At 49.2% G+C, this 26,457-nt stretch carries 24 protein-coding genes and 1 other annotated feature; of the genes, 22 read left to right on the plus strand and 2 right to left on the minus strand.

The annotated features are described in order from the left end of the window. Positions 1–65 precede the first annotated feature (65 nt). The gene (locus tag AC4EHB_RS01030) at positions 66–1,115 is read left to right on the plus strand and encodes an AbrB family transcriptional regulator (protein ID WP_490980440.1); all 1,050 of its coding nucleotides are present in this window, start codon (positions 66–68) and stop codon (positions 1,113–1,115) included. 22 nt (positions 1,116–1,137) lie between these two features. Continuing rightward, positions 1,138–1,358, plus strand: a binding site (T-box leader). Positions 1,359–1,424: 66 nt separating this feature from the next. Further along, positions 1,425–4,055: a valine--tRNA ligase gene (locus tag AC4EHB_RS01035; protein WP_490980441.1), complete on the plus strand. Its 2,631-nt coding sequence runs from the start codon at positions 1,425–1,427 to the stop codon at positions 4,053–4,055. Between the two features lie 423 nt (positions 4,056–4,478). On the opposite strand, the gene AC4EHB_RS01040 is transcribed toward AC4EHB_RS01035, so the two are convergent. Then, entirely contained in the window at positions 4,479–5,267 is a 789-nt protein-coding gene (locus AC4EHB_RS01040) for an ATP-grasp domain-containing protein (protein ID WP_490980442.1), read from the minus strand. After that, positions 5,264–6,127, minus strand: a complete 864-nt coding sequence (locus AC4EHB_RS01045) for an ATP-grasp domain-containing protein (protein WP_490980443.1) — start codon at positions 6,125–6,127, stop codon at positions 5,264–5,266. Before AC4EHB_RS01045 ends, AC4EHB_RS01040 begins: the two co-directional genes overlap by 4 nt. A gap of 72 nt (positions 6,128–6,199) precedes the next feature. Between AC4EHB_RS01045 and AC4EHB_RS01050 the strand changes: the two genes are divergently transcribed. The 20 genes from AC4EHB_RS01050 to mreD all read left to right on the plus strand — a co-directional run bounded on the left by AC4EHB_RS01050 (position 6,200) and on the right by mreD (position 26,442). Next, positions 6,200–7,387: a bifunctional folylpolyglutamate synthase/dihydrofolate synthase gene (locus tag AC4EHB_RS01050; protein WP_490980444.1), complete on the plus strand. Its 1,188-nt coding sequence runs from the start codon at positions 6,200–6,202 to the stop codon at positions 7,385–7,387. Between the two features lie 208 nt (positions 7,388–7,595). Further along, positions 7,596–9,299 carry a sensor domain-containing diguanylate cyclase gene (locus AC4EHB_RS01055; protein ID WP_490980445.1) on the plus strand — a complete coding sequence of 568 codons (1,704 nt, stop codon included), beginning with the start codon at positions 7,596–7,598 and terminating at the stop codon, positions 9,297–9,299. Between the two features lie 222 nt (positions 9,300–9,521). Then, positions 9,522–10,094, plus strand: a complete 573-nt coding sequence (locus tag AC4EHB_RS01060; protein WP_490980446.1) for a type IV pilus modification PilV family protein — start codon at positions 9,522–9,524, stop codon at positions 10,092–10,094. A gap of 19 nt (positions 10,095–10,113) precedes the next feature. Beyond that, positions 10,114–10,590: a prepilin-type N-terminal cleavage/methylation domain-containing protein gene (locus AC4EHB_RS01065; RefSeq protein ID WP_490980447.1), complete on the plus strand. Its 477-nt coding sequence runs from the start codon at positions 10,114–10,116 to the stop codon at positions 10,588–10,590. 19 nt (positions 10,591–10,609) lie between these two features. Continuing rightward, positions 10,610–12,148 carry a hypothetical protein gene (locus tag AC4EHB_RS01070; RefSeq protein WP_490980448.1) on the plus strand — a complete coding sequence of 513 codons (1,539 nt, stop codon included), beginning with the start codon at positions 10,610–10,612 and terminating at the stop codon, positions 12,146–12,148. Positions 12,149–12,194: 46 nt separating this feature from the next. Next, positions 12,195–12,689 (plus strand): hypothetical protein, encoded by a 495-nt coding sequence (locus tag AC4EHB_RS01075; protein ID WP_490980449.1) that lies wholly within the window; start codon positions 12,195–12,197, stop codon positions 12,687–12,689. After that, positions 12,679–14,196 carry a VanW family protein gene (locus tag AC4EHB_RS01080; RefSeq protein WP_490980450.1) on the plus strand — a complete coding sequence of 506 codons (1,518 nt, stop codon included), beginning with the start codon at positions 12,679–12,681 and terminating at the stop codon, positions 14,194–14,196. Before AC4EHB_RS01075 ends, AC4EHB_RS01080 begins: the two co-directional genes overlap by 11 nt. A gap of 22 nt (positions 14,197–14,218) precedes the next feature. After that, positions 14,219–15,874 (plus strand): GspE/PulE family protein, encoded by a 1,656-nt coding sequence (locus AC4EHB_RS01085; protein ID WP_490980451.1) that lies wholly within the window; start codon positions 14,219–14,221, stop codon positions 15,872–15,874. 4 nt (positions 15,875–15,878) lie between these two features. After that, positions 15,879–16,925 (plus strand): type IV pilus twitching motility protein PilT, encoded by a 1,047-nt coding sequence (locus AC4EHB_RS01090; protein ID WP_490973752.1) that lies wholly within the window; start codon positions 15,879–15,881, stop codon positions 16,923–16,925. 1 nt (position 16,926) lies between these two features. Next, positions 16,927–18,138 (plus strand): type II secretion system F family protein, encoded by a 1,212-nt coding sequence (locus AC4EHB_RS01095; RefSeq protein ID WP_490980452.1) that lies wholly within the window; start codon positions 16,927–16,929, stop codon positions 18,136–18,138. Positions 18,139–18,270: 132 nt separating this feature from the next. After that, positions 18,271–18,732: a prepilin-type N-terminal cleavage/methylation domain-containing protein gene (locus AC4EHB_RS01100; protein WP_490980453.1), complete on the plus strand. Its 462-nt coding sequence runs from the start codon at positions 18,271–18,273 to the stop codon at positions 18,730–18,732. 27 nt (positions 18,733–18,759) lie between these two features. Continuing rightward, positions 18,760–19,698, plus strand: coding sequence for a type IV pilus biogenesis protein PilM (pilM, locus tag AC4EHB_RS01105; RefSeq protein WP_490980454.1), 939 nt, complete (start codon positions 18,760–18,762; stop codon positions 19,696–19,698). Between the two features lie 2 nt (positions 19,699–19,700). Beyond that, positions 19,701–20,510: a PilN domain-containing protein gene (locus tag AC4EHB_RS01110; protein WP_490980455.1), complete on the plus strand. Its 810-nt coding sequence runs from the start codon at positions 19,701–19,703 to the stop codon at positions 20,508–20,510. Beyond that, entirely contained in the window at positions 20,507–21,466 is a 960-nt protein-coding gene (locus tag AC4EHB_RS01115; protein ID WP_490980456.1) for a LysM peptidoglycan-binding domain-containing protein, read from the plus strand. Before AC4EHB_RS01110 ends, AC4EHB_RS01115 begins: the two co-directional genes overlap by 4 nt. Before the next feature lie 102 nt (positions 21,467–21,568). Next, positions 21,569–22,324: a prepilin peptidase gene (locus AC4EHB_RS01120; protein WP_490980457.1), complete on the plus strand. Its 756-nt coding sequence runs from the start codon at positions 21,569–21,571 to the stop codon at positions 22,322–22,324. 275 nt (positions 22,325–22,599) lie between these two features. After that, positions 22,600–23,208 (plus strand): Maf family protein, encoded by a 609-nt coding sequence (locus AC4EHB_RS01125; RefSeq protein WP_490980458.1) that lies wholly within the window; start codon positions 22,600–22,602, stop codon positions 23,206–23,208. Beyond that, a complete protein-coding gene (radC, locus tag AC4EHB_RS01130; protein WP_490980459.1) occupies positions 23,202–23,894 on the plus strand; it encodes a RadC family protein in 693 nt (230 codons plus the stop codon). The genes AC4EHB_RS01125 and radC overlap by 7 nt, the downstream gene beginning before the upstream one ends. A gap of 89 nt (positions 23,895–23,983) precedes the next feature. Next, positions 23,984–25,012, plus strand: coding sequence for a rod shape-determining protein (locus AC4EHB_RS01135; RefSeq protein WP_490980460.1), 1,029 nt, complete (start codon positions 23,984–23,986; stop codon positions 25,010–25,012). 15 nt (positions 25,013–25,027) lie between these two features. Continuing rightward, positions 25,028–25,915: a rod shape-determining protein MreC gene (mreC, locus tag AC4EHB_RS01140; protein WP_490980461.1), complete on the plus strand. Its 888-nt coding sequence runs from the start codon at positions 25,028–25,030 to the stop codon at positions 25,913–25,915. Then, positions 25,912–26,442, plus strand: coding sequence for a rod shape-determining protein MreD (mreD, locus tag AC4EHB_RS01145; RefSeq protein WP_490973763.1), 531 nt, complete (start codon positions 25,912–25,914; stop codon positions 26,440–26,442). Before mreC ends, mreD begins: the two co-directional genes overlap by 4 nt. Positions 26,443–26,457 lie beyond the last annotated feature (15 nt).

Genomic DNA, 26,457 nt, shown 5'->3' on the forward strand with positions numbered 1-26,457 from the left:
TTCCGTCTCTTTTTCCTGTACGATAGAACAAAGAACTCCTTCGGGATACGAAAGGTGGTGGGAACATGACGGTTTTCTTAAAAACAGCATTCATCGCTGTCGCAGCAGGCTTTTTGTTTGAAACGATCGGCATGTTCCTGCCGTGGCTGCTCGGACCGATGATTGCGCTGCTGCTCGTCAGCCAGTTCACAAAAATGGAGCTCCATTGGCCAAAATTGCTGCGAACCGCGGGGCTTGTCATGCTCGGCGTCCAGATCGGCTCATCGTTCACGCGCGATGCGGTGTTCCTGATGTGGCTCGACCTGCCATATATGGCGTTCATGACGGTATCAGTCGTCGGTTTGTCGATCCTTCTTGGGCTCCTGTTCAAAAAGATGGTTGATGAATCTTTAGCGACGAGCCTCCTCGGGTCGATTCCGGGTGGGCTCGCGCAGATGGTGGTCATCGCGGAAGAAGTGAAATCCGCAAACATTACAGTCGTCACGATGATGCAGACGATCCGCATCTTCATGGTCGTAACGATCGTTCCGTTCCTTACTGTATTCCTTACTGGCCGGGAAGAAGGAGAAATGGGCGAGCGCGTTTTCACATTCGTGCCGCTCGCATTCCTCGCAGCAATTGCCGTCGGAGGGACCCTTTATCTCGGCATGAAGCGCATCGGGTTCCCGGCAGCGGAACTGCTCGCGCCGATTCTCACCTTGGCGATTGTCCAGACAGTGACCGGCGAGCTCCTTATCGACATGCCGTATTGGCTGATTGCGTTGGCGCAGGTATGCATCGGCGCCGGGCTCGGCCTACAGATGGAAGGAATCGGCGACAAACTGACCTTCCGCTTAGGCGCGGCAATCGTCTTGAACAATGTACTCCTCATCAGTTTCACGGCATTTATTGCTTACGTTCTCGCAAAAATGCTGCCGGATTATATCTTCCTGGATTTCTTCCTGAGCGCGGCGCCCGGCGGCATCGCAGAAATGGCCATCACAGCGCTCGCGACTGGCGGCGATGTGGCGCTGATTACGAGCTTCCAGTTGTTCCGCCTGTTTTTTATTCTGCTGATTGCGTCGCCGATTGTGACAATCATTGTAAAAAAACTTGACGCTAAAAGCGGAAATTGAGTACAATAGAATCAATTAGATAGTCAATGCGTTGAAGAGGATAGTAGAATGTGCGTGCATATCAGAGAGGAAGCCGTTTGGTGAGAGGCTTCCATGGACCAGCATTCGAATGTCGCCTCGGAGCAGTTCCCGTGAAATTAGAGTAGCGGAAACCGGATGTGAAATCCGTTATCAGGCTTGAGCGCCAAGGCTTTTTCAGCTTGGTATAAAGGTGGTACCGCGAACAACTCCTTCGTCCTTTTCAGACGAAGGGGTTTTTTTGTTTTCCGGCACACCGCTCAGGCGAATAAAACAAGAGGAGGAATACCAATGACTGAAATGCCAACCAAGTACGATCCGCAAGCCATTGAAAAAGGGCGCTACGAATGGTGGATCAACCAAAAATTCTTTGAAGCGAAACCCGAAAGCGGCAAAACGCCGTATACCATTGTGATTCCACCGCCGAACGTTACTGGCAAGCTGCACTTAGGCCATGCCTGGGACACGACGCTGCAGGACATCATGACACGCATGAAGCGCATGCAGGGCTTTGATGCTCTTTGGTTGCCGGGCATGGATCACGCCGGCATCGCAACGCAGGCGAAAGTGGAAGGCAAACTGCGCGAAGAAGGCAAGTCGCGCTATGACCTCGGCCGCGAGAAATTCCTAGAGGAATCGTGGAAATGGAAAGATGAATACGCAGCGCATATCCGCGAACAATGGTCGAAGCTTGGACTTGGTCTTGATTATTCACGTGAACGTTTTACATTGGATGCAGGCTTGTCGAAAGCGGTTCAGGAAGTTTTCGTTAAATTATACGAGAAGAAACTCATCTACCGAGGCAAGTACATCATCAACTGGGATCCGGCAACGAAAACAGCGATTTCCGATATCGAAGTTATCTACAAAGACGTGCAAGGCGGATTCTACCATATGCGTTACCCGCTCGCGGACGGTTCCGGTTCGATTGAAGTGGCGACAACCCGCCCGGAGACGATGCTTGGTGATACAGCAGTTGCGGTCCACCCGAAAGACGAGCGCTACAAGCACCTCGTTGGCAAAAAAGTCATCTTGCCGATTGTCGGCCGTGAAATCGACATCGTTGCAGACGATTATGTCGACATGGAATTCGGCAGCGGCGCAGTGAAAATCACGCCAGCGCACGACCCGAACGATTTCGAAGTCGGCAACCGCCACAACCTCGAGCGCGTGCTCGTTATGCACGAAGACGGTTCCATGAACGAAAACGCAGGCAAATACGAAGGCATGGACCGCTTCGAATGCCGCAAAGCGATTGTCAAAGACCTTCAGGACATGGGTGTTTTATTCAAAATTGAAGAGCATATGCATTCTGTGGGCCATTCGGAACGCAGCGGCGCGGTAGTCGAGCCTTATCTATCGACGCAATGGTTTGTTGACATGAAGCCGTTGGCACAAAAATCCGTGGACCTTCAAAAAGGCAAAGACGGCGTTAATTTCGTACCGGAACGTTTTGAGAAAACATATCTGCACTGGATGGAGAACATCCGTGACTGGTGTATTTCGCGCCAGCTTTGGTGGGGACATCAAATTCCAGCTTGGTACCATAACGAAACCGGCGAAATCTTTGTCGGCCACGAAGCGCCGGCCGATGCCGAAAACTGGACGCAGGACGAAGACGTGCTGGATACGTGGTTCTCATCTGCGCTTTGGCCATTTTCAACGCTTGGCTGGCCAGAAGACAGCGACGAATTGAAAAAATACTACCCGACCGATGTGCTGGTAACAGGCTATGACATCATCAATTTCTGGGTATCGCGCATGATTTTCCAAGCGCTTGAATTTACTGAAGAGAAGCCGTTTGACGACGTATTGATCCATGGCCTCGTTCGCGACGCGGAAGGCCGCAAAATGTCGAAATCACTCGGCAACGGCGTCGATCCGATGGACGTTATCGCAGAATACGGCGCGGATTCGCTGCGCTACTTCCTGGCGACAGCATCCAGCCCAGGACAGGATCTGCGCTTTTCGATGGAAAAAGTCGAAAGCATCTGGAACTTTGCCAATAAAATCTGGAACGCTTCACGCTTTGCATTGATGAATATGGAAGGCATGACATACGATCAAATTGATCTTTCAGGCAAACGTTCGGTCGCCGATTCATGGATCTTGACGCGTTTGAATGAAACCATCGAACAAGTGACGAACTTAGCGGAACGCTACGAGTTCGGCGAAGTGGGCCGCGCACTTTATAACTTTATTTGGGACGATTTCTGTGACTGGTATATCGAGATGGCGAAGCTGCCGCTTTACGGCGAAGACGAAGACGCGAAGAAAATGACGCGTTCGGTTCTTGCTTACGTACTCGACAACACGATGCGTTTATTGCATCCGTTCATGCCGTTCATCACGGAAGAAATCTGGCAGAACCTGCCGCACCAAGGCGAGTCGATTACGATCGCAGCATGGCCGACAGTCGATAATTCGCTGACAAACCAAAGCGAGTCTGCCAACATGAAATTATTGATGGACATTATCACAGCTGTGCGCACGATCCGTGCAGAAGTTCAGTCGCCGATGAGCAAGAAAGTCGCATTGACGATTTCGGCAAAAGACGCGAACACGCATGCCGTGCTTAAAGCGAACGCCGCGTACATCGAACGTTTCTGCAACCCGGAAACATTGACGATCGGCGAAAACATCCAAGCACCGGAAAAATCGATGTCCGCAGTCGTATCCGGCGCCGAATTGTTCATGCCGCTTGAAGGCCTCATCGACATCGATGCGGAACTCGCACGCCTGAATAAAGAACTTGAGAAATGGGCAAAAGAAGTCAAACTCGTCCAAGGCAAACTATCAAATGAGCGCTTCGTATCAAAAGCGCCAGAAGCTGTAGTAGCTGAAGAACGCGCGAAACAAGCTGATTATCTCGACAAACACGCAACTGTTGAAAAGCGCATTGAAGAATTGAAGAACCTTTAATATGCAGACCGCCTTTCCTTGATGGGGAAGGCGGTTTTTTTGTGTTCTGACGAATTTGAGAACTCGGGGGAGAAAGGTGGAACTCAGAATGAGAATGTGGGAACTCCCGCATAGAAAGGTGTAACTGAGAGGCAGGAGGTGAAACTCACGCACCAAGCAAGCAAAGATCAACCCCGTAAGCCCTTATTGCCTAGCTTTTCGCCTGCAGCGAAAAGCGCTAAAGGAAGCATTCGCCGAAGCGAATGCTTTTGGGCAATCAAGTTCTTTAGATAGTTTTTAACAGGAGTATGTGGGAACTCGAAGGGAGAAAGATGTAACTCAGAGTGAGAATGTAAAAACTCAAGCAGAGAAAGATGAAACTCACGCACCAAGCTATCTCAAAGCAACAAAAAAACAGCCTGCCAAGAGGCAAGCTGCAACAATTCATTCACTCGGGCGAAACGGATGCTGCCGTTCAAGCTCACGCACATGCTGCACGAGCAGCTCGGCGATGTTTTCGTCATGCGTCGCATAAAATGAGCGTGCGCCCACAGGATCTTCGATCTCGTTAAAAACATGCCGACCATCCGGAAGCAACAGAAAATCGATGCCGATGTAATCACTGTTCAGCGCACGGGCGATTCGCAAGATGTCTTGTTCCTGCTCAGCGGACAATTCATATTTAGCTGCATCTCCGCCGAGCGTGTAATTGGCTTTGAACGATTCGAGTGAACTGCGTTTCACCGCACCAACCACTTTGTTTCCGATGACATAGGCACGCACGTCGGCAATATGTTCGACGATTGGCTGGAAGACGAGCGGAGGCGCGATTGTTGGTATCTCTGCAGATGATTGGATAATGTCTACGCCGTGCCCGCCATGTCCGCCAGCAGGCTTCATGACGCAAGGAAACGCCTGCGGCTCGCGGTAGGTCGGAGTCACCGGTACGCCAAGCAGCGTCAACAGCCCAAAACTTTGCCATTTGTCATTGGCGATGCGATTGACTTCGGCACGGTTCACTAAGCGCACACCGTGGTCCTCGAGGAAACGCATCGCCTCGGGCTGCCGCGTTCGGTTCAGGACCCAAAGGCCGGACAATTTAGCGGCAAGCGCGGACATGCCGCCAATTGACCAATCATCCCATAGCAGCAAGTCGAAATCGCCGAAGCGCCGCAATTCATGAATAAACCCTCGATTGCGTTCAGCGTCCGCCGGTTCATAAAGCAAAATCATTTCAAGTCCTCCAGTATGTAGGCAATCATAGCGTCTGCGACATTGATACCAGTGACTTCCAAAATGTTGCGGATGTGCGCCGCTGCATTGACTTCACAGACGAGCGGCTGGCCGCCTTCGCCGAACAACAAATCGACGCCTGCGAATTCAGCCCCGACTGCTTCAGCGGCCTGCAACGCGGCGGTTTTTTGAGCTTCAGTCAAGTCGATAGGGGATGCCTGCCCGCCGTTCGTGATGTTCGCGCGGAAATCCGTTTCGGAATGCCGCTGCATCGCGGCAACGATCTTGCCACCGACGATATTGACGCGGATATCGCGCCCGCGGCTTGACGCGATAAATTCCTGGAACACAAAATCGACGCCGCGCAGCGCGTCGACTTTAGCGTAGAAATCGGTTTCATTTTCAATCAAATAAACTTTCATACCGAACGAGCCATGGCCTTCTTTGATGACCATCGGCAAGCCGAGCTCGGCGATGACGCGTTCGAAATAGCCGGACTCCAAGATCGAAAAATTCGGATAAACTTTCGGGGCGACAATCGTTTTCGGCATCGGCAGCCCAACTTCGGCCAAGCGGATATATTGCGTCGCCTTGTTGTCGCAAAGGCCGATGACTGCCGGGTCGTTATAGACCGGCACGCCGCGGCTCTGCAGAAAATGGCCGAGGAGAATGTCCTTATCGAGCAGCACAGCGAAATCGGGCAGCGCGGACTCAGCCGACAAATCCATCAGCACTTCATAATTTTTCACGGCCCTCGCCTCAATGCCGGCACGCTCAGCCGCGTCCGCAACAAGGCGTGCCTGGTCTGCGAATTTATCCGAAACCAAACTGCCATTATAAATAACCCAACAAGTAGTCATTTCCACTCCACCTTCGTGATATAATAAGTCTCAAAAAAGTGTATCATGTTTCACGCAGAAAGAAGGCTAAAAATGATAAATGGACTCGATAGCTATAAAAAGAAATGGATGCTCCCATCGGATCCGGCAATCAAACCGGGCTTGGAGGCGATCACTGCGGCACTCTCCGAATTAGGCGATCCGCATAAAACGGGGAAGTTCGTCCACATCGCCGGCACGAACGGCAAAGGGTCCACTGCCGCATTTTTAACTTCCATATTGCGTGAGCACGGACAAAGGGTCGGCAATTTCTTCTCGCCAGCGATTGAAGACTTGCACGATCAAATCCAGCTTGATGGCGTCCCTGTGTCGCCAAAAGATCTGGATAAAGCGATGGAGCGGCTTGCCAGCATCAAAACGCCATTAACGGATTTTGAATTGTTGACGGCAGCAGCTTTTCTGGTGTTCCAAGACCATGGGCTTGATTACGTTATTATCGAAGCCGGCATGGGGGGACGCTTCGATAGCACGAACGTCATCGACCCAGAAATCGCCATTATTACATCCATTGCGATGGAACACGTAATTTTCTTGGGCGATTCCTTGGAAAAAATTGCTTCACATAAATCTGGTATTATAAAAAAATGGAAACCTATCGTTGTTGGACTGCTGCCACAAGAAGCTTACCAAGTAGTTGAAGCAACTGCTGAAGCGCTGCATGCAGAAGTGATCCTCTCGGCGAGACCTGTAGAAATTGAGCTTAAGCTGAAAGGCAGACATCAAAAACTTAATGCTGCGCTCGCCGACGAAGCTGCGAAAGAATTGCTGGGTTTGGCATATGATGCGCCAAAAGCCCGAAAAGCGATGGCAGGGGCCAGCATCCCGTTCCGGTTCGAAGAGATTTTGCCGGATGTCATCCTAGACGGCGCCCATAACGAAGCCAGCATCCAAGCACTCGCCGACACGGTGAAAACATGTTTTCCCGGCCGGCCGATTCATATCGTGATGGGGCTTTTGAAAGACAAGGATTATATCCCAATCCTGCGCCAGCTCGAATCTTTTGGAAGCCGTTTCACGTTCGTAGATTTTGAAAATGCTCGAGCTTTGCCTGCTGAAACTTTATTTGCTGAAAATAGGTGTAAAATAAAGACAATTGCAAAAAGATGTGATATATTACCTGTACGTAAACAAAAAGAAGTGACAATAGTCACTGGTTCTCTCTATTTATTGTCAAAATTCAAAAGAGACCATTACCGTATTTTCCAGAATTTCCGCGAATGAATGCGTAAAAGCGTTTCGGTAATTGGTTTCCAAGAGTTTCTTTATTCACCCCTGTTTGCCCGGCGGCGAAAAAACCGTCCTGCCCAGGGGAAGGAACCTTCTACAACTGCAGCCCGTACGAACTTCAGCAAGAAAGTCACCCGAGAGCGGAATGTCCAAGCAAAAATTTCGAACTACAAAACAATTAAATAAAAAGGGAGAAGATGGCATGCCTAATACGAAAAAGAGAAGCATAGTGCTCTGGCTGCTTTGGATTGCGATTGTTCCACTCGGATTGTATCTGGTTTACCAATATTACCCGCCGCCGGAAATGGACTTCTGGAACATCGCGGCATTTGGGATTTTGGCAATTCTGACGTCGTTGATGCCGTTGAACATCAATGGCACGCCGATGTATTTGGTCCAATGTGTGACCATCGCCGTGTTTTTAAAGTACGGCTTGTTCGCGGAAGTCGTCCTGTCGCAAGTGACCGTATTAATCTTGTTGTTCAGGAGCAGAAGCGATGAGCCGCGCCATGTACGGCTGCCGTTCAATTCGCTGATGTTTTTCGTCGTATCAGCGGTCGCCGGCATCGCCTATTTGAAACTCGGCGGTGAAATCGGCTCGATGTCGATCGTCCACATTCTGATGTTCGGTTTGATCTACGAAATGATTTCCATTATCGCCAATCATTTATTCCTCTATACGGATGATGTTTTTATGAGGGCCAATAAATCGTTCCTGTCATTGGATACCATTTGGGACTTTGCGATTACATTATTGGTGTTTCCTTATGCGATTACCTTATATATTACGGAAGCCTATATTGGAGCAACCGCGCTGTTCCTGCTTGGCATTCCGTTTCTTATGATTGCTGGCTTGCTGCGTATGTACAGCAGCTCTGAAAAAGTCAACACCGATTTGAAGAAGGCGGGTGAAATCGGGCATCAGCTCGCGGCCCGGCTGTCGACCGATGAAGTGCTTGATCAATTCGTCATCCAAGTGACGAACATGTTCCGCCTCGATTACACATACGCCATCGATTACCGGGACGGCGAGTTGCTGATGCTGCGCATGTTCGAAAACGGCGAGTTCATCAAGAGCCAAGTGCCGCCAGTCCGCTACAATAAAGGAATAGCGGGCAACGTCATCGTCACCGGCACACCAGTAATTTACGATAAGAAAAGTGAGTGGGACGACATCGTCACCGGCTATATCCCAGTCGACGCGGAAAGCATCATGTGCACGCCGATTGCCCGCAACAATAAAATAGAAGGTGTGCTGCTCGTCGCTAGCCGCAAAAAATTCGCGTTCGCTGCGCATCAATTGAAGATCCTGGATATTCTCAGCACCTACTTCGCTGTTTCGTTGGAAAAAGCGGGTTATGTCCAGCGCGCAATCGCGACGAGCGAGCGCTGCGGCTTAACACAGCTCTACAATTACCGCTATTTGGATGAAAAGCTAGAAAAGAGCATGCAGAAAGTCAAGTCGGGAGAAATCGACAGCTTGTCGCTGGTCATGATGGACATTGATCATTTCAAATCAATCAACGATACTTACGGCCATCAAAGCGGTAATGATATTTTGGTTGAACTTGCAAATATGATCAAGGAACAAGTTGGCACGGAAGGAACTGTGGCGCGCTATGGCGGCGAAGAATTCGTCGTCTTGTTCCCGAACTACGGCAAAGAATTGACGATGTTGTTTGCTGAAGCGCTGCGCAAAAAGATAGAGAAGCACGACTTCATGATTCAAACCGATCTTGGAGAGGAACGCCAGTCGGTGGCAGTCCATATTACGCTCAGCATCGGCGTATCGACGGCGCCGGACGACAGCGATGAACCAAACGCCTTGATCCGCAATGCGGACCGGGCATTGTATATCGGCGCAAAGCAAGCAGGGCGCAATAAAGTGGCGGCATACGCTAAATAAAAGGCTGGGAAATGGATAAATACTCATTTCACAGCCTTTTTTCCTATATTTATGGTAGGTGATGTGAAATAAAATAGTAAATAACATAGATTTTACTGTAATAATATAGTGCAGTATCCTAAATTAAATGTAATAATAAGCATAGATATATTTTGAGAGATTACATCACTTTATAGAAAAAACTGGATACTAGTCATTACTTAGTGAGCTGGGGGGAGCGATTTGAAGGCTTTTAAGGACGAAAAGGGTTTGACATTGGTTGAAGTTCTTGCTGCGCTTGTTATTTTAAGCATTGTTTTCATTGGAATCATGACTATTTTTCCGCAAATGACTCTTTTTAATGACAAAACCGAAACCAAACTGGATACGATGAATCTAGCGAGGCAGGAAATGGCGGATCTTGTCGCTGCTGATAAATGGAAGAAGGTATTGGTATCCAGTGCCGTGACACCGGATACAGGGTTGCCGGATTACCTGTCCGAAGCCAAAATGGCTGCTGGATTGGCAGCTGAAGGCTACGTCCTAGCGTCAAAAGAAGCCAACTTCGACAGGTACCAAAAAAAATCCGATTATTTATATGAAGCTGATGTCTACGTGAAATGCGAAACCTATTTAAATCCAGCGGTTATCGGAGAAGCACCGGCAGCAGGGACTTGTGCAAAGCTGGAACCGACTAAATTACACAAGGTCCATTTGAAAATTTATGATATAAATGACACAACCCCTGAAACCTATCGATTGAGCAGTGAAACGTTTTCTTTTATTTCCTATAAGGCAGTCGAAGGAACGCCTTAAGAAAGTGTGGGTGATTAATGTGAAGCTCAACCAGAAAGGGGTGTCTCTTGTAGAGTTGCTGGCGGCTCTTGCACTTGTTTCCATCATTGCCGGGATTGCCTGGACCGCTTTGTCGATAGGGTTTAAACATACGGCAGTGGAAACTGGGAAGACACTTATGCAGCAAGACGCCAATATCATCATTGCGACCTTGACGAGTGAGCACCGGAGAAACAGCAATTATTCATTGATTTTCGAAAGCAATAAACTGAAGATTGAAACGTGCTCTGCCTCGGGCAGCTGCTCAAGCCAAATCTTGGATCAGAAATATGATTTTAGCGGCACAACCATCAACGGTACGGTCATCGACTCGCATGACTCTACGCCGGTTGATCAAGTGCTAAACATTGAGCCGAAGAAAAAAAATACCGATGTCATCTTGAAACTCACAGATCTGAACAATTCTAACAATTCGGTAACGATAAAAACGGCGTTGACTAGGATTCTTACCAATTAGAATTGAAGGGAGCAAAACGATGAAGCACTTAAAAAACCAGCAAGGCTACGCGTTATTAATTGTTTTGTTAATCATTGTACTTTTCCTCAGCATCTCTGCGACTTTCATGGCCGGTTCGTTAAATAATGCCAAACAGGAACAGACGGTGGATACGACTAACCAATCGGTTGCTTCAGCTGAGATGGGTGTGAATTATTTCACTTCCGATTTCCAAAGGGAACTTGAGCTTATCAAACTGGAAGTATCCCAACAAACACAGATAGCTGTCAATGATTTAATTGCCTGCATCCAGCCGCCGAGAGGAGCACTTTGTTCGGACGATGCAAAAATTGCGGCGATAGAAGCCAAAATCGACTCGGATATGAGAACCGTATATATCGATAAAATCTTTGCGAAAATTGCAGCGTTGAACAGTTTGGCAGGGGATGAAATTGTTCCATTTTACACCGGGCAGATAAATTACACAATCTTGTCAGCTGCAGGGAAAAAACTGGATGATGCGGGAGCCCCTGCCATCGACAACGATGATGTGAAAAGTATCAAAGTCGATCTAGGAATGTCTGGAACTTCCAAAACCGTCACGAAAGAATTGAAAGCTTTCTTTACAATTGAAATTCCCGAGACTTTTTTGGATGAAGACGAATCGCTCACCGTCCATACTGAAACTCCGGTGGCAAAAAATGATATCACGTATACCGACATTTTCGATGTTCTTCCTCCCACCATCTCTTGTCAGGCAATGCTTGACCAAGTTAAAAGCGGAACGCCAGTGCTGTATCCACTTTACGAATGCAAACTTGCTGGCGGGCAAACGCTGGCGGAATTCCTGGAAGCTATCAAAGATGCAGGCTTGGATCCACAAGATTTTAAAGTTTATATCAGCGATTTTTTAACGGAAGTGTGTTCAGCCAATTGTAACTCCCTCGATATGAAAGGGATTAACATCGTGGTTAGAGAAGGCGATATAGGTGCATTCAATAACATGAACAATCTGATCAACGCCAATTTGCTAGTTAACGGCGTACTGGCTACCGGCAATAACTTAACCAACTTAGGGAAAAACGGCAGCAAACAGACCGTTATCGTCAAAGAGCTCGACGTAGAAAGTAATATCCAGAATATGTATTATACGAATTTTCTTGTCCTCGGAAGAGAAGTTCCGGCTGATCAAGCAGACAAAGCCGTTTCGAAATTGCAATGGGGGCAGAATTTTGAAATCGATAACCATTCCAGGCTATGCATCGATTTAGACCGTATACTTCCCGCAGATCTCACTCGGTTGAAGGAAGAAGTGAAATTTACCAATAGTGGTTCGCTCATCTATTACACCCGAGATGCCAGTAATAAATTTATCCTGAAAAAGAAAAGTGGGAATTCGTATGTTGATGATCCTGAAAGGACAGCGCTTTACGTACGTCAAATGGCTGAGCCAACTTCAACATATACTACTTTCCTTGCCGCATGCGGCGTGACCATCAGCGAAACGATTGACGAAGAAACAGAAGTTTCCGTGCCAAGTGTCCTTGAACCTGGATTCGAGTTCGACGTGGAATATTGAAGGAACGGCAAGCTAATAAGCAAGTTATTTTACAGGGGGTTACATTTTGATTCAATTTTTGTTTTTTATTATCATTGCAGCAATTGCAGCAGCGGTCCTCATCCTGAAGTTCAAATCAGTGCCAGCTAATAAAAAAAGAGCGATTGGCGGCGGGGGTCTTGCGGCTGCCGGAATTGCGCTTATCGTCCAATTTTTGCTTTCGTGGTATATGGCATTATTGGTTTTGATTGCGGTGTCACTTGGAGCATCCATGCTGTACAAGAAAATGCTTGAAAGGGAGAAAGTTGAAAATCAGCGCCTCGCTGAAGAGCGCAAAGAGCGCCGGCAATCGCTGATTGCGCCGGATGCAGAAGCTCAGCCGGTGTTAAGCAAGATTCAAAGCGCACCTAAAGCTGAAAAAATCAACGTGCAGCAAGAACCGGTCCAAGCAACAGTGAAAGAAACAATAGAAGAAACCCAGCCGGAAAGAGAAACCGTACCGCCGAGTTTCGGCATGCAGTCGATCCAGCCGATGGGAAAGGAGCATTCACGTGAACAATAAAGCATTCGGGTTAACGTTCGCCGCGGTCCTGTCATCAGGCCTGCTGGTTTTCGGTGCATCAAATGCCGGAGCATACGCGGTGGACACGTGGCTGTTCCCGGCCGAAGAGTTCGGCAATAACACTTATATCGGCACGACCGACGTTTCCAATATGGAAGTCGAACAAGCGAAGGGGCTTTTTGCAAGCCAATCAGACATTTGGCGTTCGGCGTCCAGCCTGCAAGTAGCCTACCAGGATGCTGCCGCTGAATATCCGCTTGAGACCGTTGAAATTTTAGTTGATGAAACATTGATGAACTCGGAGGATGGCGTGCAAAACGGATTCCGTTTCGGGCTGTCCCCTGAAACAACCGCCGCGTTCTTGGCGGAGCATTTCCCAGTTGCAGCATTCTCTGCAGCAGACGTCGATACGGTCAACGCCAAATTGGCAGCTGCGTTATCAGAAGGACAATCACAGACGCGTGTCGCAATCAGTAACGATACGCTAACGGTCGACCGCGAAGTGATTGCGTCTTCGGCATTTACGCATTCTATTGAAAGCGCTGAAGGAACGATAGTGGCGTCAGCGCTGAATGGCCTCGTAATCGAGCCGGGTATGCAGTTTTCATTCCTTGATTTCATTATAGAATTGCCGCTCGTTGAAATAACGGACGGCGAACTGGCGCAAATTGCATCGGCTGTTTACTCGGCCGTATTGCAAAGCAATCTCACTGTTGACGAACGCAGCATCGGCTCATCTGCGCCGGTATCTGTGCCGCTCGGACAGGAAGCAGCGATCAACCGCCAAATGGGCATCGATTTAGTGTTCACCAATCCGAATGAAAGCTCGATCACGTTGAATGTCTCTCTCGACAGTTCAACCGTCAAAGCGGAGCTAAGCGGATTGCCTCTCGTCTATGATTACGAAATTCAAACTGGAGCAGAAGAAAAAGTAGAGCCGCGCTTGATCAAACAATTCAGTTCATTCGTAGCATCCGGCAAAGTGGTGAAAGAAGAAGGGCGCAACGGCATGCGAGTCAATGTGAACCGCACCATCTTTTTGGACGGCAAAGAGCTACAAGTTGAACCGGTATCGACCGACTTTTACCCGCCAGTCCATAAAATCGAAGTTTTTGCGCTAAAAGCGGCGGAAGTTCCAGCTGCTGCAGTGCCGAAACCGGGGGAACCCGGCTTTGTTGACGCAAACGGCGACGGCATTCACGACACACCAGCAGCGGTTATTGTACCTAAGTTTGGAGAACCCGGCTTTGTTGATGCAAATGGCGACGGCGTACACGATACACCAGCAGCGGTTGTGGTACCGATGCCAGGAGATTTCGGTTTTATCGACACGGACGGCGACGGCATACATGATGCACCTGTTGTCGTGACGCCAGCCCCGATTCCCGGCGATCCGGACTTTGTGGATGGTGACGGCGATGGGCTGCATGATTGGCAGCCGCCGGTCGCACCAACGCCATCAACCGAAGGTGAACGCGACAAAGGTGGAAATTTAGTAGATCCTTAACGGGTTTTGAGGAGGAAGTATTTTGGCAAGAACTCGTAAACGATTAGGAGATATATTGATTGAACTGGGTCTGCTGACAGAAGCGGATTTGGAAGGCGCATTACAAGGCAAACAGAATGACCAGAAATTGGGCGACGCGCTCGTGCAGCGCGGCCACATCACCGAACAGCAATTAATCGAAACGCTTGAAGTACAGCTGGGCATCCCGCACGTATCGTTGTTCCGCTATCCGTTCGAGCCGAAATTATTCAATGTCGTGCCGAAAGATTTCGCAAAACGCAAAATGCTCGTGCCGCTTAAAACCGAAGGCGATAAATTATACGTTGCCATGACCGACCCGACCGACTTTTTCGCCATCGACGATCTGCGGCTGACGACCGGCTTCCAGATTGAACCAGCAATTGCGTCGAAAGAAGACGTCATGCGCACCATCGCGAAATACTACGAAGAAGAATCGTACGACGATTTTCTTGAGGACATGCCGCAGTCAGCTGAGCAGCAGGAAGACTTGAATGACATCGACGCACCGATTGTCCGGCTCGTCAATCAAATCTTGTCAAACGCTGTTTCGTTGAAAGCGAGTGATGTCCACTTGGATCCGCAGGAAAACAAGATTCTCGTGCGCTACCGCATCGATGGCACGCTGCGCACCGAGCGCATCTTGCCGAAGACGATGCAGCAAATGGTCACCGCGCGCTTGAAAATCCTGGCGAACCTCGACATCACGGAAAACCGCGTGCCGCAGGATGGCCGCATCAAGACGCATGTAGACTTTCGCGCGATCGATTTGCGCGTGTCTTCGCTGCCAACCGTCTATGGCGAAAAGATCGTTATGCGGATTCTTGACTTGAGCAATAACTTGACCGACATCTCAAAGCTCGGTTTCACCGACTTGAATATGGAGCGCTTTATGCAGGAAATCGATAAGCCGAACGGCATTGTGCTGATCTCCGGTCCAACCGGTTCTGGCAAGTCGTCAACGCTATACGCCGCGCTCAATAAACTCAATAGCGAAGAAGTCAACATCATCACCGTTGAAGATCCGGTCGAATACCAGCTTGAAGGCATTAACCAGATTCAAGTGAATACAAATGTCGGACTGACCTTTGCCGCCGGACTGCGTTCCATTCTCCGGCAAGATCCGGACATCGTCATGGTAGGTGAGGTCCGCGACAAGGAAACCGCGGAAATTTCCATCCGGGCGTCGCTGACCGGGCATTTGGTGCTCAGCACGATCCACACAAACGATTCGATCGCATCGATTACGCGTCTTATGGATATGGGCATCGAGCCGTTCCTCGTGACGGCGTCGCTCAACGCGGTCGTCGCGCAGCGGCTTGTCCGCAGGGTGTGCCGCGACTGCAAGGAAACCCAACCGGCTACGATCCGCGAACAGGAAATTGCGGCGAAACGCAACATCGTGCTCGACACCATTACCCGCGGCAAAGGCTGTTCGCAATGCAATATGACCGGCTACCGCGGGCGCATGGCGATCCATGAAGTGCTTGTTGTTGACGAACCAATCAAGCAAGTTATCAATAGAGGCGGCACGGCGGCGGAAATCCGCGAAATCGCCATCCGCAACAACACTATTTTCCTTATAGATGACGGCTTATTAAAAGTGAAGGAGGGCATGACGACGACCGAAGAAGTGCTACGCGTCGCCATGATTGATTAATCCTATGAATACAACAATTTCCTTTATAGATGCCGTATTGACTGCAGCCACTGAAATGAAAGTTTCCGATATCCACATGACAACCGGCATTCCGCCGGTATTCCGCATGCATGGCACGATGAAACAATATGGCGATGAAAAACTGCTGCCGGAAGTGACGAAAGAAATTGCCCGGGTCCTTATGCCGGAAGCACTTTGGGATACGTTCCTTGAAAAAGGGGAAATGGATTATTCGTACTCTATCCCCGGCGTGGCCCGTTTTCGTGTCAACTCGTTCCACCAGCGCGGCTCCATTTCGCACGCGTTCCGGACAATTCCAACGAAAATTCCGACGATAGATGATTTGAACATGCCAGATACGTTGAAAAAATTATCCGATACCCACCAAGGGCTCATCCTTGTTACAGGACCAACGGGGTCCGGGAAATCGACTACGCTCGCGGCGATGATCCGATACATGAACGAGACGATGACGAAACACATCATCACGCTCGAAGACCCGATTGAGTATATGCATAAGCATGGCACGTCAGTCATTGACCAGCGTGAAGTCGGTTTTGATACAAAGTCATTTGCGAACGGTCTGCGCGCCGCATTACGTCAAGATCCGGACGTCATCCTCGTCGGGGAGATGCGGGATTTGGAAACAATCACCACCGCCATCACTGCTGCGGAAACAGGACATTTGGTCATGGGAACGCTCCATACATCGAGTGCCGCTTCTACAGTCGAACGGATCATCGATGTTTTTCCGCCGGAGCAGCATGCGCAAATCCGCACGCAGCTCGGCGGCATCTTGAAAGCAGTCATTTCACAGCGTTTGCTGCCGACCGCTGACGGCAAAGGCCGCGTGGCGGCGACGGAAATCCTGATCAATAACACCGCCATCGCTAACTTAATCCGTACGGAAAAAGTCCACCAAATTCCGAACGTCATCTTGACAAATCGCGCCGCCGGCATGCACATGATGTCGACATCGGTGCAAGAATTGTTAAAAAAAGGCAAAATCTCACAAAAAATCGCCCAGCCTTACCTGGAAGGGGAGGAGTAGCATGGCGCGTTTTAAATACGAAGGGCGCGATAAGAAAAAAATTCGCTCCGGTATCGTTACTGCCGATAACCGGCAAGCAGCGGTTCGGAAACTTCGCGACGAAGGCGTCCGCGTAATTGACATCCGCGAAATGCCGGCCACTGCGCTGCAAAAAGACATCTCGTTCGGAGCTGCGGTTAAAAAAGACCAGTTCATCATGTTCCTGCGCCAGTTCTCGACGCTCATGCGCTCCGGCGTAACAATCGTCGATTCTGTGAAAATCCTGTCCCAACAAGTTGATTCGAAAGCGCTGCAGAAAACCTTAGGGGAAATCGACGTAGATTTGCGCAAAGGCAACTCGCTTTCGAATTCGTTCGCAAAATTCCCGAAAATATTCGAGCCGCTTACTGTCAACTTGATCCGGGCGGGAGAGCTATCAGGAAACATTGACGAATCGCTCGAACGTTTGGCGACGCATTACGACAAAGCCTACCAGACAAAGCAGAAAGTCAAATCGGCGATGTCCTATCCGGTCGTCGTTGGCGTCATCGCCATGGGCGTTGTCATATTCCTGCTGTCTTCAATCGTACCGATGTTCGCGGAAATGTTCGCAGGCTTCGGCGGCGAATTGCCGTTGGTCACGCGGCTGGTTTTAGGCGCAAGTGAATTTGTCAAAGTTTATTGGTATATCGTACTCGGGGCGATTGGGTTATTCGTTGGAACGATCTGGGGCATGAAACGCACTGAAAGGGGCAAATTGATGCTAGATACGTTCCTGTTGCGCATGCCGATATTCGGCAATATTTTTAAGAAATCCGCATTGGCGCGTTTGACGCGCACATTGAGTTCTCTATTTTCAAGTTCTGTGCCGATTTTGCAGGCGATGACGATGACCGAAAAAGTTGTCGGCAACGCCGTTATGTCGAAAGTCATCATCGCAGCGCGTGACTCGCTCGAACGCGGCGGCTCGCTGACCGAACCGATGCGCGATCACTGGGCGTTTCCGCCGCTCATTCCGCACATGATCTCAATCGGCGAACAAACTGGCTCGCTCGACCACATGCTTGCGAAAGTTGCGGAGTTCTATGAACAAGAAGTCGATGCCGAAACCGATAAATTAAAAGCATTGATCGAACCACTGATGATTGTCGTATTAGCCGCCATTGTTGGGACTATTATACTGGCTATTATGATGCCGATGTTTGAAATGTTCCAGAATGTAGATAAGTTATAGGACTAAATAGTAGTAATATTGAAAAATTTTCTAAATAATTGCTAAATTTGCTATTGTTTATTTTGGTACTATTGATATAATAGGAATGTACTCATCGTAGTACAAATAAGGAAAATATGAGGGGGAAAAGAAATGAAGAAATTTATCCAACAGAAATTGAAAGACCAGAAAGGGATGACGTTGATCGAGCTTTTGGCTGTAATCGTCATTATCGCGATCATCGCGGCAATCGCTATTCCTGCGATTGGAAATATTATTCAAAATAGTCGCAATGGAGCAGTTAAAGCGGATTTCCAACAAGCGATTGCAGCCGCAAATCTTTATGTTACTGAAGAAGGTGCATTGCCAACGGGTACTGCAACTGTGCAGTTAGGTCTTTTAGACCCTTATATTGAAGATCCAGGTTCATTGACTGGTGTTGAAGTTACAAGAAACGCCTCAGGTTCTATTGCTATTATTGGTACAGCTGATAATGACGATGATGCTGCAGTGGATTACCAAATTACTGTACCTCTAACAAATGCACAATTAGGTGAAATTGATAATGCTGATTTTACTGGCGTTACAATTGGAGCAGCAGTAGTAACACCATAATAATTACTAATTTTAGGAGCTGAGAAAATGGCCTTATCGTTTTTATCGAGAAAAGCGCGAGTCGCAACCATTACTATAGAAGAAGATGCGATCCGCCATGTCGACTTGAAGTCGATTGCCCCTCTTCAATTGAGCTGTGCGGAAGAGATGGTTTTGCCGCCGGGCATCATTGAAGACGGCAAAGTGGCTGACATGGAAGCGCTGGAATCGGAGCTCGGTAAGGCTGTCAATCAGTGGGGTCTCTCTAAGAAGTCAGTCCGCTTCCTCGCCCCTGACGAATTCGTTACAATCCGCAAAGTACCTTACCCCGAAGGCGTTGAAGCCGATGAACTTAAAGGCCATTTCTTCATCGAAATCGGTTCTACGCTTTACTTGCCATTCGAAGATCCCGTCTTCGATGTGGTGCCATATCGTGCTGACAGCGATAATCCGGAAGTGATCATCATCGCGTCGAAAGAGTCGGTTATCGACGATTACGAGTCAGCGCTTGATGCTGCGAAATTAAAAGCGGTTGTCGCCGACATTACGCCGCTTGCGCTGTACAGGCTTGCTTACCTACAGCACGAATTCGCGGAAGACGAGCACATCATGCTCATCGACCTGCAGTCGAAAAAAATGACTGTATCGATTTTCCATGAGCATTTTCCGCTGTTCATGCGGCCGGTGGAATTCGACGTTTCGGGTACGATTCTGGAAGATCCGGCGTCGGTCATGGAAATCGTTGAAGAAGAGGCGGAAAAGCTCGCCAATTTCTACCGTTATAATATGAATGATGGCGAACAAGGCATCACGAAAGTGGTGTGCAACGGCGAATACGATAATTGGCCGGCATTCAAGGCGCGCCTGGAAGAGCGGTTTTCGCTGCCGGTGGCACCGGTCGTGTTGGAAGACATCCCTTCCGATAACGCGAAAAATGTACCGGGCCGTTTCAACCGCGCCATTGGCCTTGCGCTGAAAGAGGTGTGACGATGTTAGTTGATATTAATTTATTGCCGCAGAAAGAACGGGACCGTCCCGCTTCGATCGTTGCGGCGATTGCCATTTTACTGCTGGCGGCGATCATTTGGGCGGTTTTCGCCTTTCTCGCCAGCGGCCACAAAGAACAAGGGGCAATAGCGGCAGCGCAGACAACGCAAGTGCAAGCTGAACAGGTGATGCTGCGCGAACAGCTCGAAGCGGTGCAGGGCATGAACGAAGAACAACAATTGAAGGCGACAGTCGATTGGGCGGAAAGCTATCAATTTGATACATTGCCGCTCCTTTCGGAATTGGTATCGAAATTGCCGGTGCGCGGATTTTTCGATAGCTTCTCTTACGTCGGCATGGACGTCGCGACTTTGGGCGTGCAGTTCGATACGGCACGCGAAACTGCTTATTATCTAGCTCAGCTGAAAACGTCGAGCCTGCTTGAATCGGCAACATTGGATTCTGTGGTGCAAGAAGCGCTTGAAGAAGAAACGGTGGAAGACGGTACGTTCATTATCGATGAAGACGCACCTGTTTTAAACCCTCGCTACCTGGCAACTTACACATTGGTGTTCGTCGATGGACGTGTTCCTGCGCTGACGCCAGAAGGCGAAATTATCGTTGAAGAACCTGTGGCGGAGGAGCCAGCAGCGGAAACGCCGCCGGCTGAAGAAGCTCCAACAGCTGATGTAGACGTCAATGTTGAAGTTGAACAAGAAACACCGACAGAGCCAACGGTGCCAACGACACCAACGACACCATCGACAGAAGCTCCGGCGCCGGCAGATGGAACGGAAGGTGACGGCCAATGAGCAGCATGACAAAAAGCCAGAAAGAAAAAGCGTTGATCGCCTTAGCGATCGTCTTTCTCTTGGCGCTTGCCGCATATTCGTATTTTATGGTTTATAGCCCAGCTCGGGAGGCCAAATTGCAGGCCGAACAATTATTAAGTTCCGAGCGCGATGTGTTGATGGGATTGCAGACGCAGCTGAAAGAATTGCCAGAAGGCGAAAAAATCAGCACCAGCGAATTACAACAGAAAGTTTCGATTGAACCGTTGTCGGAATTGATTGTCCTGCAGATTGAACAGGCGGAATTGTTGTCGGATTCGCTTGTGACAAATATTGCGATTACAGAAGAGCCGGTCGTATTGCCAGTGCCGGTCGAAGGCCTGGAGAACTTGCAGGAAGTGCAGACGACCGTGTCGATTGAAGTCGCAGATTACAAAAATATCACGACGTTCATTAAAGAAATCGAAGCGATGGACCGTATCTTGATCGTCGATTCGATTGATTTCGGTGCATTGGAAGAAGTCACGACGGCGGACCAGGAGCGCGAACTGCTCGATGTCACGCTTAGCTTCTCCGCGTATTTCCGACCGGATCTGATTGCTTTGCTTGATACGTTGCCGAAAGTCGACGCTCCGGCGCCGGCAGGAAAAGTCAACCCGCTCGCCCAGAATGACGGCACCGACCTCACTGCACCAGACGAGGCAGTCCCGGCAGATGAAGCAGCCGCGGATGTTGAAGTCGACGTTGATATCGAAATCGAAGACGACTCCGCTGCAGTAACAGTCGAACCGAATCCGGACGTCGCCGGCACGCAGACCGCAGGCTTTCATAAAGTGCAAAAAGGCGAGACCTTATACACGATTTCCTTAAACTACTATAATAGTCGTGACGGCGAAGCGCTGATCCAACAAGCGAACGGCATGGCCGACAAAACGGTCATCGCCGGCACGACGCTGGTCATTCCAGAACGCCGTTGAAGGGAAATCACATTGATTTCCCTTTTTCTTTTAGGCTAAGATAAAATTAGACTTAATTTTATTAAGCACAGTTGAAAAACATCACAAGAAATGAGGGTAGGCATGGCAATTACATACACAGTTTTCTTCACCATCTTCGGGCTCGTCTTCGGCTCGTTCTATAATGTTGTCGGCTTGCGTGTGCCGAAAAAAGAATCGATCGCGTTTCCGCCGTCTCATTGCACAAAATGCGACCGGCAATTGACAGCTCTAGATTTGGTCCCAGTGTTTTCGTATTTATTCCTGCGGGGCCGCTGCCGCTCTTGCGGTGAAAAAATCCACTGGGTCTATCCGCTAATGGAATTCGTCACCGGCGTGCTGTTCGCCATCTCATTCTGGAAGATCGGCTTTGAGCCGGAACTAATCATTGCGATTTTGTTTATGTCTTTGCTCGTCATCATCACGGTTTCGGACATTGCTTATATGCTCATTCCAGACAAAGTGTTGTTGCCGATCGGCGCGTTGCTGCTTGTTTTGCGGCTGTTTATCCCGCTCGATCCGTGGTGGGATTCGCTGCTTGGTGCAGTTGTTGGCTTCGGTATTTTGCTGCTTATTGCTATGGCGTCGAAAGGCGGCATGGGCGGCGGCGACATCAAGCTGTTCTTTGTCATCGGCCTTGTACTTGGCGTGTCTGGTACGTTAATGACCTTGTTTTTCGCATCGCTGATCGGTGCGATTGCCGGCATTATCATGCTGAGGATCAAGAACCAAGGCCGCAAGACGCCGGTGCCATTCGGCCCGTCGATTGCGCTCGGCGCCATCATCGTCTATTTCTGGGGCGACTCGCTACTAAATTTGTATATGAATTTCTGGGGATGAAGCCTTGCGCTTCATCTTTTTTTATTGCAAAAAACCTTATTTAATCGCGCTCAGGGGTAAGTAACAAATGTTTATAATATGTGGCTGACACGGGGCGCAACGAAAAAACAAAATATTTATTCAAACCTCGCAGCGGCTCGATTCTCAGATAAATCCCGTGCCAAATCTCATTTTTGGAAGCAGCTATTCCCGGCAAAAATCATTTTTCCTTTTTTGCTACAATTTTCAACAGCGCTAAAATTCGGTATGATGCTAAAAAAGGGAGGAATCGATCCATGAAATTCAAAGCCAAACAACCAATCATCCTGGCGTCCGCGTCACCGCGCCGCCGTGAATTGCTAGAAGGGCTGGGCATCACTTTCACTGTAGAGCCGAGTCAAAAAGAAGAGCCGACGCCGGAAAGCTTTCACACTGCGATGGGCTATGTCATTGAATGCGCGTTAGCAAAAGCAAAAGACGTTGCGAAAGGGCATCCGGAAGCGGTCGTCATCGGCTCGGATACTGTCGTCGTGTTGGACGGCGACATCTTGTTGAAGCCGGAAAACGAAGCGCAGGCGAAAGAATTTCTTGGGCGCTTGTCCGGCCAAACGCATGACGTCATCACTGCCGTGTCGATCATCAAAGGCGGCAGTGTGCAATCGTTTCATGAAATCGTACGTGTGACGTTCCACGATCTGCCGCAGGAATGGATCGAAGCTTATACCGCGACGCCGGACCCGTATGACAAAGCAGGGGCCTATGGAATTCAGACTGCGTCGGGATTGTTTGTCAAAGCGATCGAAGGCGATTACAATGCGGTCGTCGGCTTGCCGATTGCATCGCTTGCGCAGAAGCTCGTATTGTCCGGTTATATCGAATTGCAAAGGAGCCGCGTCGAATGCTGACGGAAGGGGCGCTGATGATGCGCGAAGTCCATTCAGCCGACCGTCCGCGCGAGCGGCTCATCTCCCAAGGGGCGACGAGCTTGTCGAATCAGGAATTGATTGCGATTTTGCTGCGTACCGGCACAAAGCAGGAATCCGTTTTGCATCTCGCAAATCGGGTTTTGCTTTCCTTTGAACAAATCCATCATTTAAAAGACGCGACGATTGAAGAAATCACGGCTATCAAAGGCATTGGCCAGGCGAAAGCGGTGCAGATACTGGCATCAGTCGAACTGGGCAGACGCCTTTCCTCTAAGCAGACAGACACGAAATACACCATCCGTTCCCCCAAAGATGCCGCCAATTACTTGATGGCGGACATGACTTCGCTCAAACAGGAGCATTTTGTGGTCCTGTTCCTCAACATCAAAAACCAGGTTATGCACAAACAGACGATCTTTGTCGGCAGCCTCAATGCCAGCATCGTCCACCCGCGCGAAATTTTCCGCGAAGCGGTGCGGCGTTCTTCGGCATCGATCGTCTGCGCCCACAACCACCCGTCCGGCAATCCTGCTCCGTCACCTGAGGATATCGCTGTCACGAAACGGCTATTGGAAGCAGGGAGCATCATCGGCATAGAACTTTTAGACCATATCATCATAGGGGACCATCAATTCATTTCTTTAAACGAAAAGGGGTTCATGTAGGACTGTTACTTTTTTTCTTTATCGTCTATAATGAGTAGTATTGTGTTTACTCTATGGCAATTTTGCATATAAAGAAGGGAAGATTTGACTTGTTTGGAATTGGAACGAAAGACGTTGGAATTGATTTAGGAACTGCGAATACTTTGGTATTCATTAAAAATAAAGGGATTGTCCTGCGGGAACCGTCCGTAGTGGCAAAAAATACCAGTACAGATGAAATAGTAGCTGTTGGGAATGATGCACGTAATATGATAGGGCGTACTCCTGGGTCTATCGTCGCGATTCGTCCGATGAAAGACGGAGTAATTGCGGATTTCGATACGACGACGGCAATGATACAGTATTACTTGAAGGGTGCGATGAAAGCGTCAGGCACTTCTTGGTCGAAACCGAATGTCATGATTTGTGTGCCTTCTGGCATCACGTCTGTTGAAAGGCGCGCCATCATTGACGCTGCCCGCCAAGCAGGCGCACGTGAAGCGTTCACAATCGAAGAACCATTCGCGGCTGCTATCGGCGCAAACCTTCCAGTTTGGGAACCTACGGGAAGCCTTGTCGTCGATATTGGTGGCGGAACAACTGAAGTGGCTGTTATTTCACTTGGCGGCATCGTTACAAGCGAATCTGTCCGCGTCGCAGGCGATGCGATGGACATTGCAATCACGCAATTCATCCGTAAAACCTATAACCTGACAATCGGTGAACGGACGGCTGAAGCGATTAAGATGGAAATTGGTTCTGCGCGCACAGTAACAGAAGCGGAGAAAAATGCTAAAATGGATATTCGTGGACGCGACCTTTTGACTGGCTTGCCGAAAACGATTGAAATTACCGCGGAAGAAATTGCTGAAGCGTTGAAAGAATCGGTTGCATCGATTATCGAAGGCGTGCGCCGCACACTGGAAAAAACGCCGCCTGAGTTATCAGCGGATGTGATGGAACGCGGAATCGTCTTGACTGGCGGCGGAGCATTGTTGAAGAACCTCGACAAAGTGATCGCTGACCAGACGGATATGCCCGTCTTTATTGCAGACAACCCGCTTGACTGTGTCGCTATCGGCACCGGCAAAGCACTGGACAACATCAACCAGATTCGACGCCAGCAATCGCATAAATAAGGAGGATTGCCCCAAATGTTCCACTTTTTTTCAAACAAGCGGCTGATTTTGCTGCTGCTCGGCGTTATCCTCCTTGTGGGGCTTATTTCATTTTCCTTGCGCGACCGTGACAATGTGTCGCTGCCGGAACAGCTCATCAAGGATGGCGTCGGGGCCGGGCAAATGGTCTTTTCCGGACCCGCCCATTTTGTCACAGGAATTTTTGATAATGTCGATTCTCTTTTGAATACATACCAGGAGAATAAGTATTTGAAATCACGTCTCGAAGAATTCGCCGGGGTGCAATCGGAAGTGACGAACTTGCGCTCGGAAAACACCGAATTGAAAGCGTTGGTCGGCAAAAAAGCGGATATGCGGGATTATAACCCGATCCAAGCGACTGTCATTGCACGGAACCCGGACCAATGGGAAGAAAAAGTCATTATCAATAAAGGCTCGTCAAGCGGCGTGCTCGAAAACATGGCGGTCATGACGGCCCAGGGGCTGATCGGCAAAGTGACGCTGACGACACCGTTCACTTCGACAGTCGAATTGATCTCGACACAAGACCCGAATTACCGGGTCTCGGCGATGGTCATCGGCGGCAAGAAAGATGTGTTCGGCTTGATCGAAGGCTATGACAGCGAACGCCGTGAACTTTTACTGAAACGCATTGATGCAGATATCGACATCAAAGAAGGCCAGCAAGTCATCTCAAGCGGCCTCGGCGGCATTTTCCCGAAAGGGATCATCATCGGCGAAATCACCGAAGTGGCGATTGACGAGTTCGGCTTGACGAAATTGGCATACGTTAAACCGGCGGCTGAGTTTTCGCTCCTGAATCACGTTGTCATCGCCGACCGGGTTATGCCGGAAGTGGACGGCGCGGATAACGGCGAGACGGCGGAGGAAGATGCCCCATGATGAGATACCTGATTCTGGGGATCGGCTTGGTGCTGTTTTTCATGGAGCCGGTCTTCGGCCTTTTTTCGCCGCTCAAGCTGAGCGGCGAATATTATTATATTGTTCCGCGTTTTTTGATCATGTTCCTGATCTTCGTATCGGTTTATTTTGATACAAAACACGCAATGTATTATGGATTATTTTTCGGCCTCTTGTACGATGTCTTTTTCATTGATATTATTGGATTATATTCTTTTTTGTATCCGGCCATTTGTGTGGTTGCAGGATACACGGTAAAGACGGTGCAACGGAATTTATTCGTAGCGACGCTTTTGACGTTGGTGCTCACAGCTCTTTTCGAGTTCGTGCTGTACCAGTTTTTCACGTTGATTTCGCTGACCGACGTTCCGTTCGGTACATTTTTGGCGACCCGCCTTTGGCCGACCATGATAGCGAATTCGCTGTTCTTGTTCGTTCTTGGCTGGGCGTTCAAGTCGGTCATCGTCGGCCGCCTCATCGAACGGGAAAAGAATCCAAGTGCATACTAAAGGAAGCGCAGGTGA

It is taken from the genome of Planococcus sp. TJ-302 (assembly GCF_058268455.1).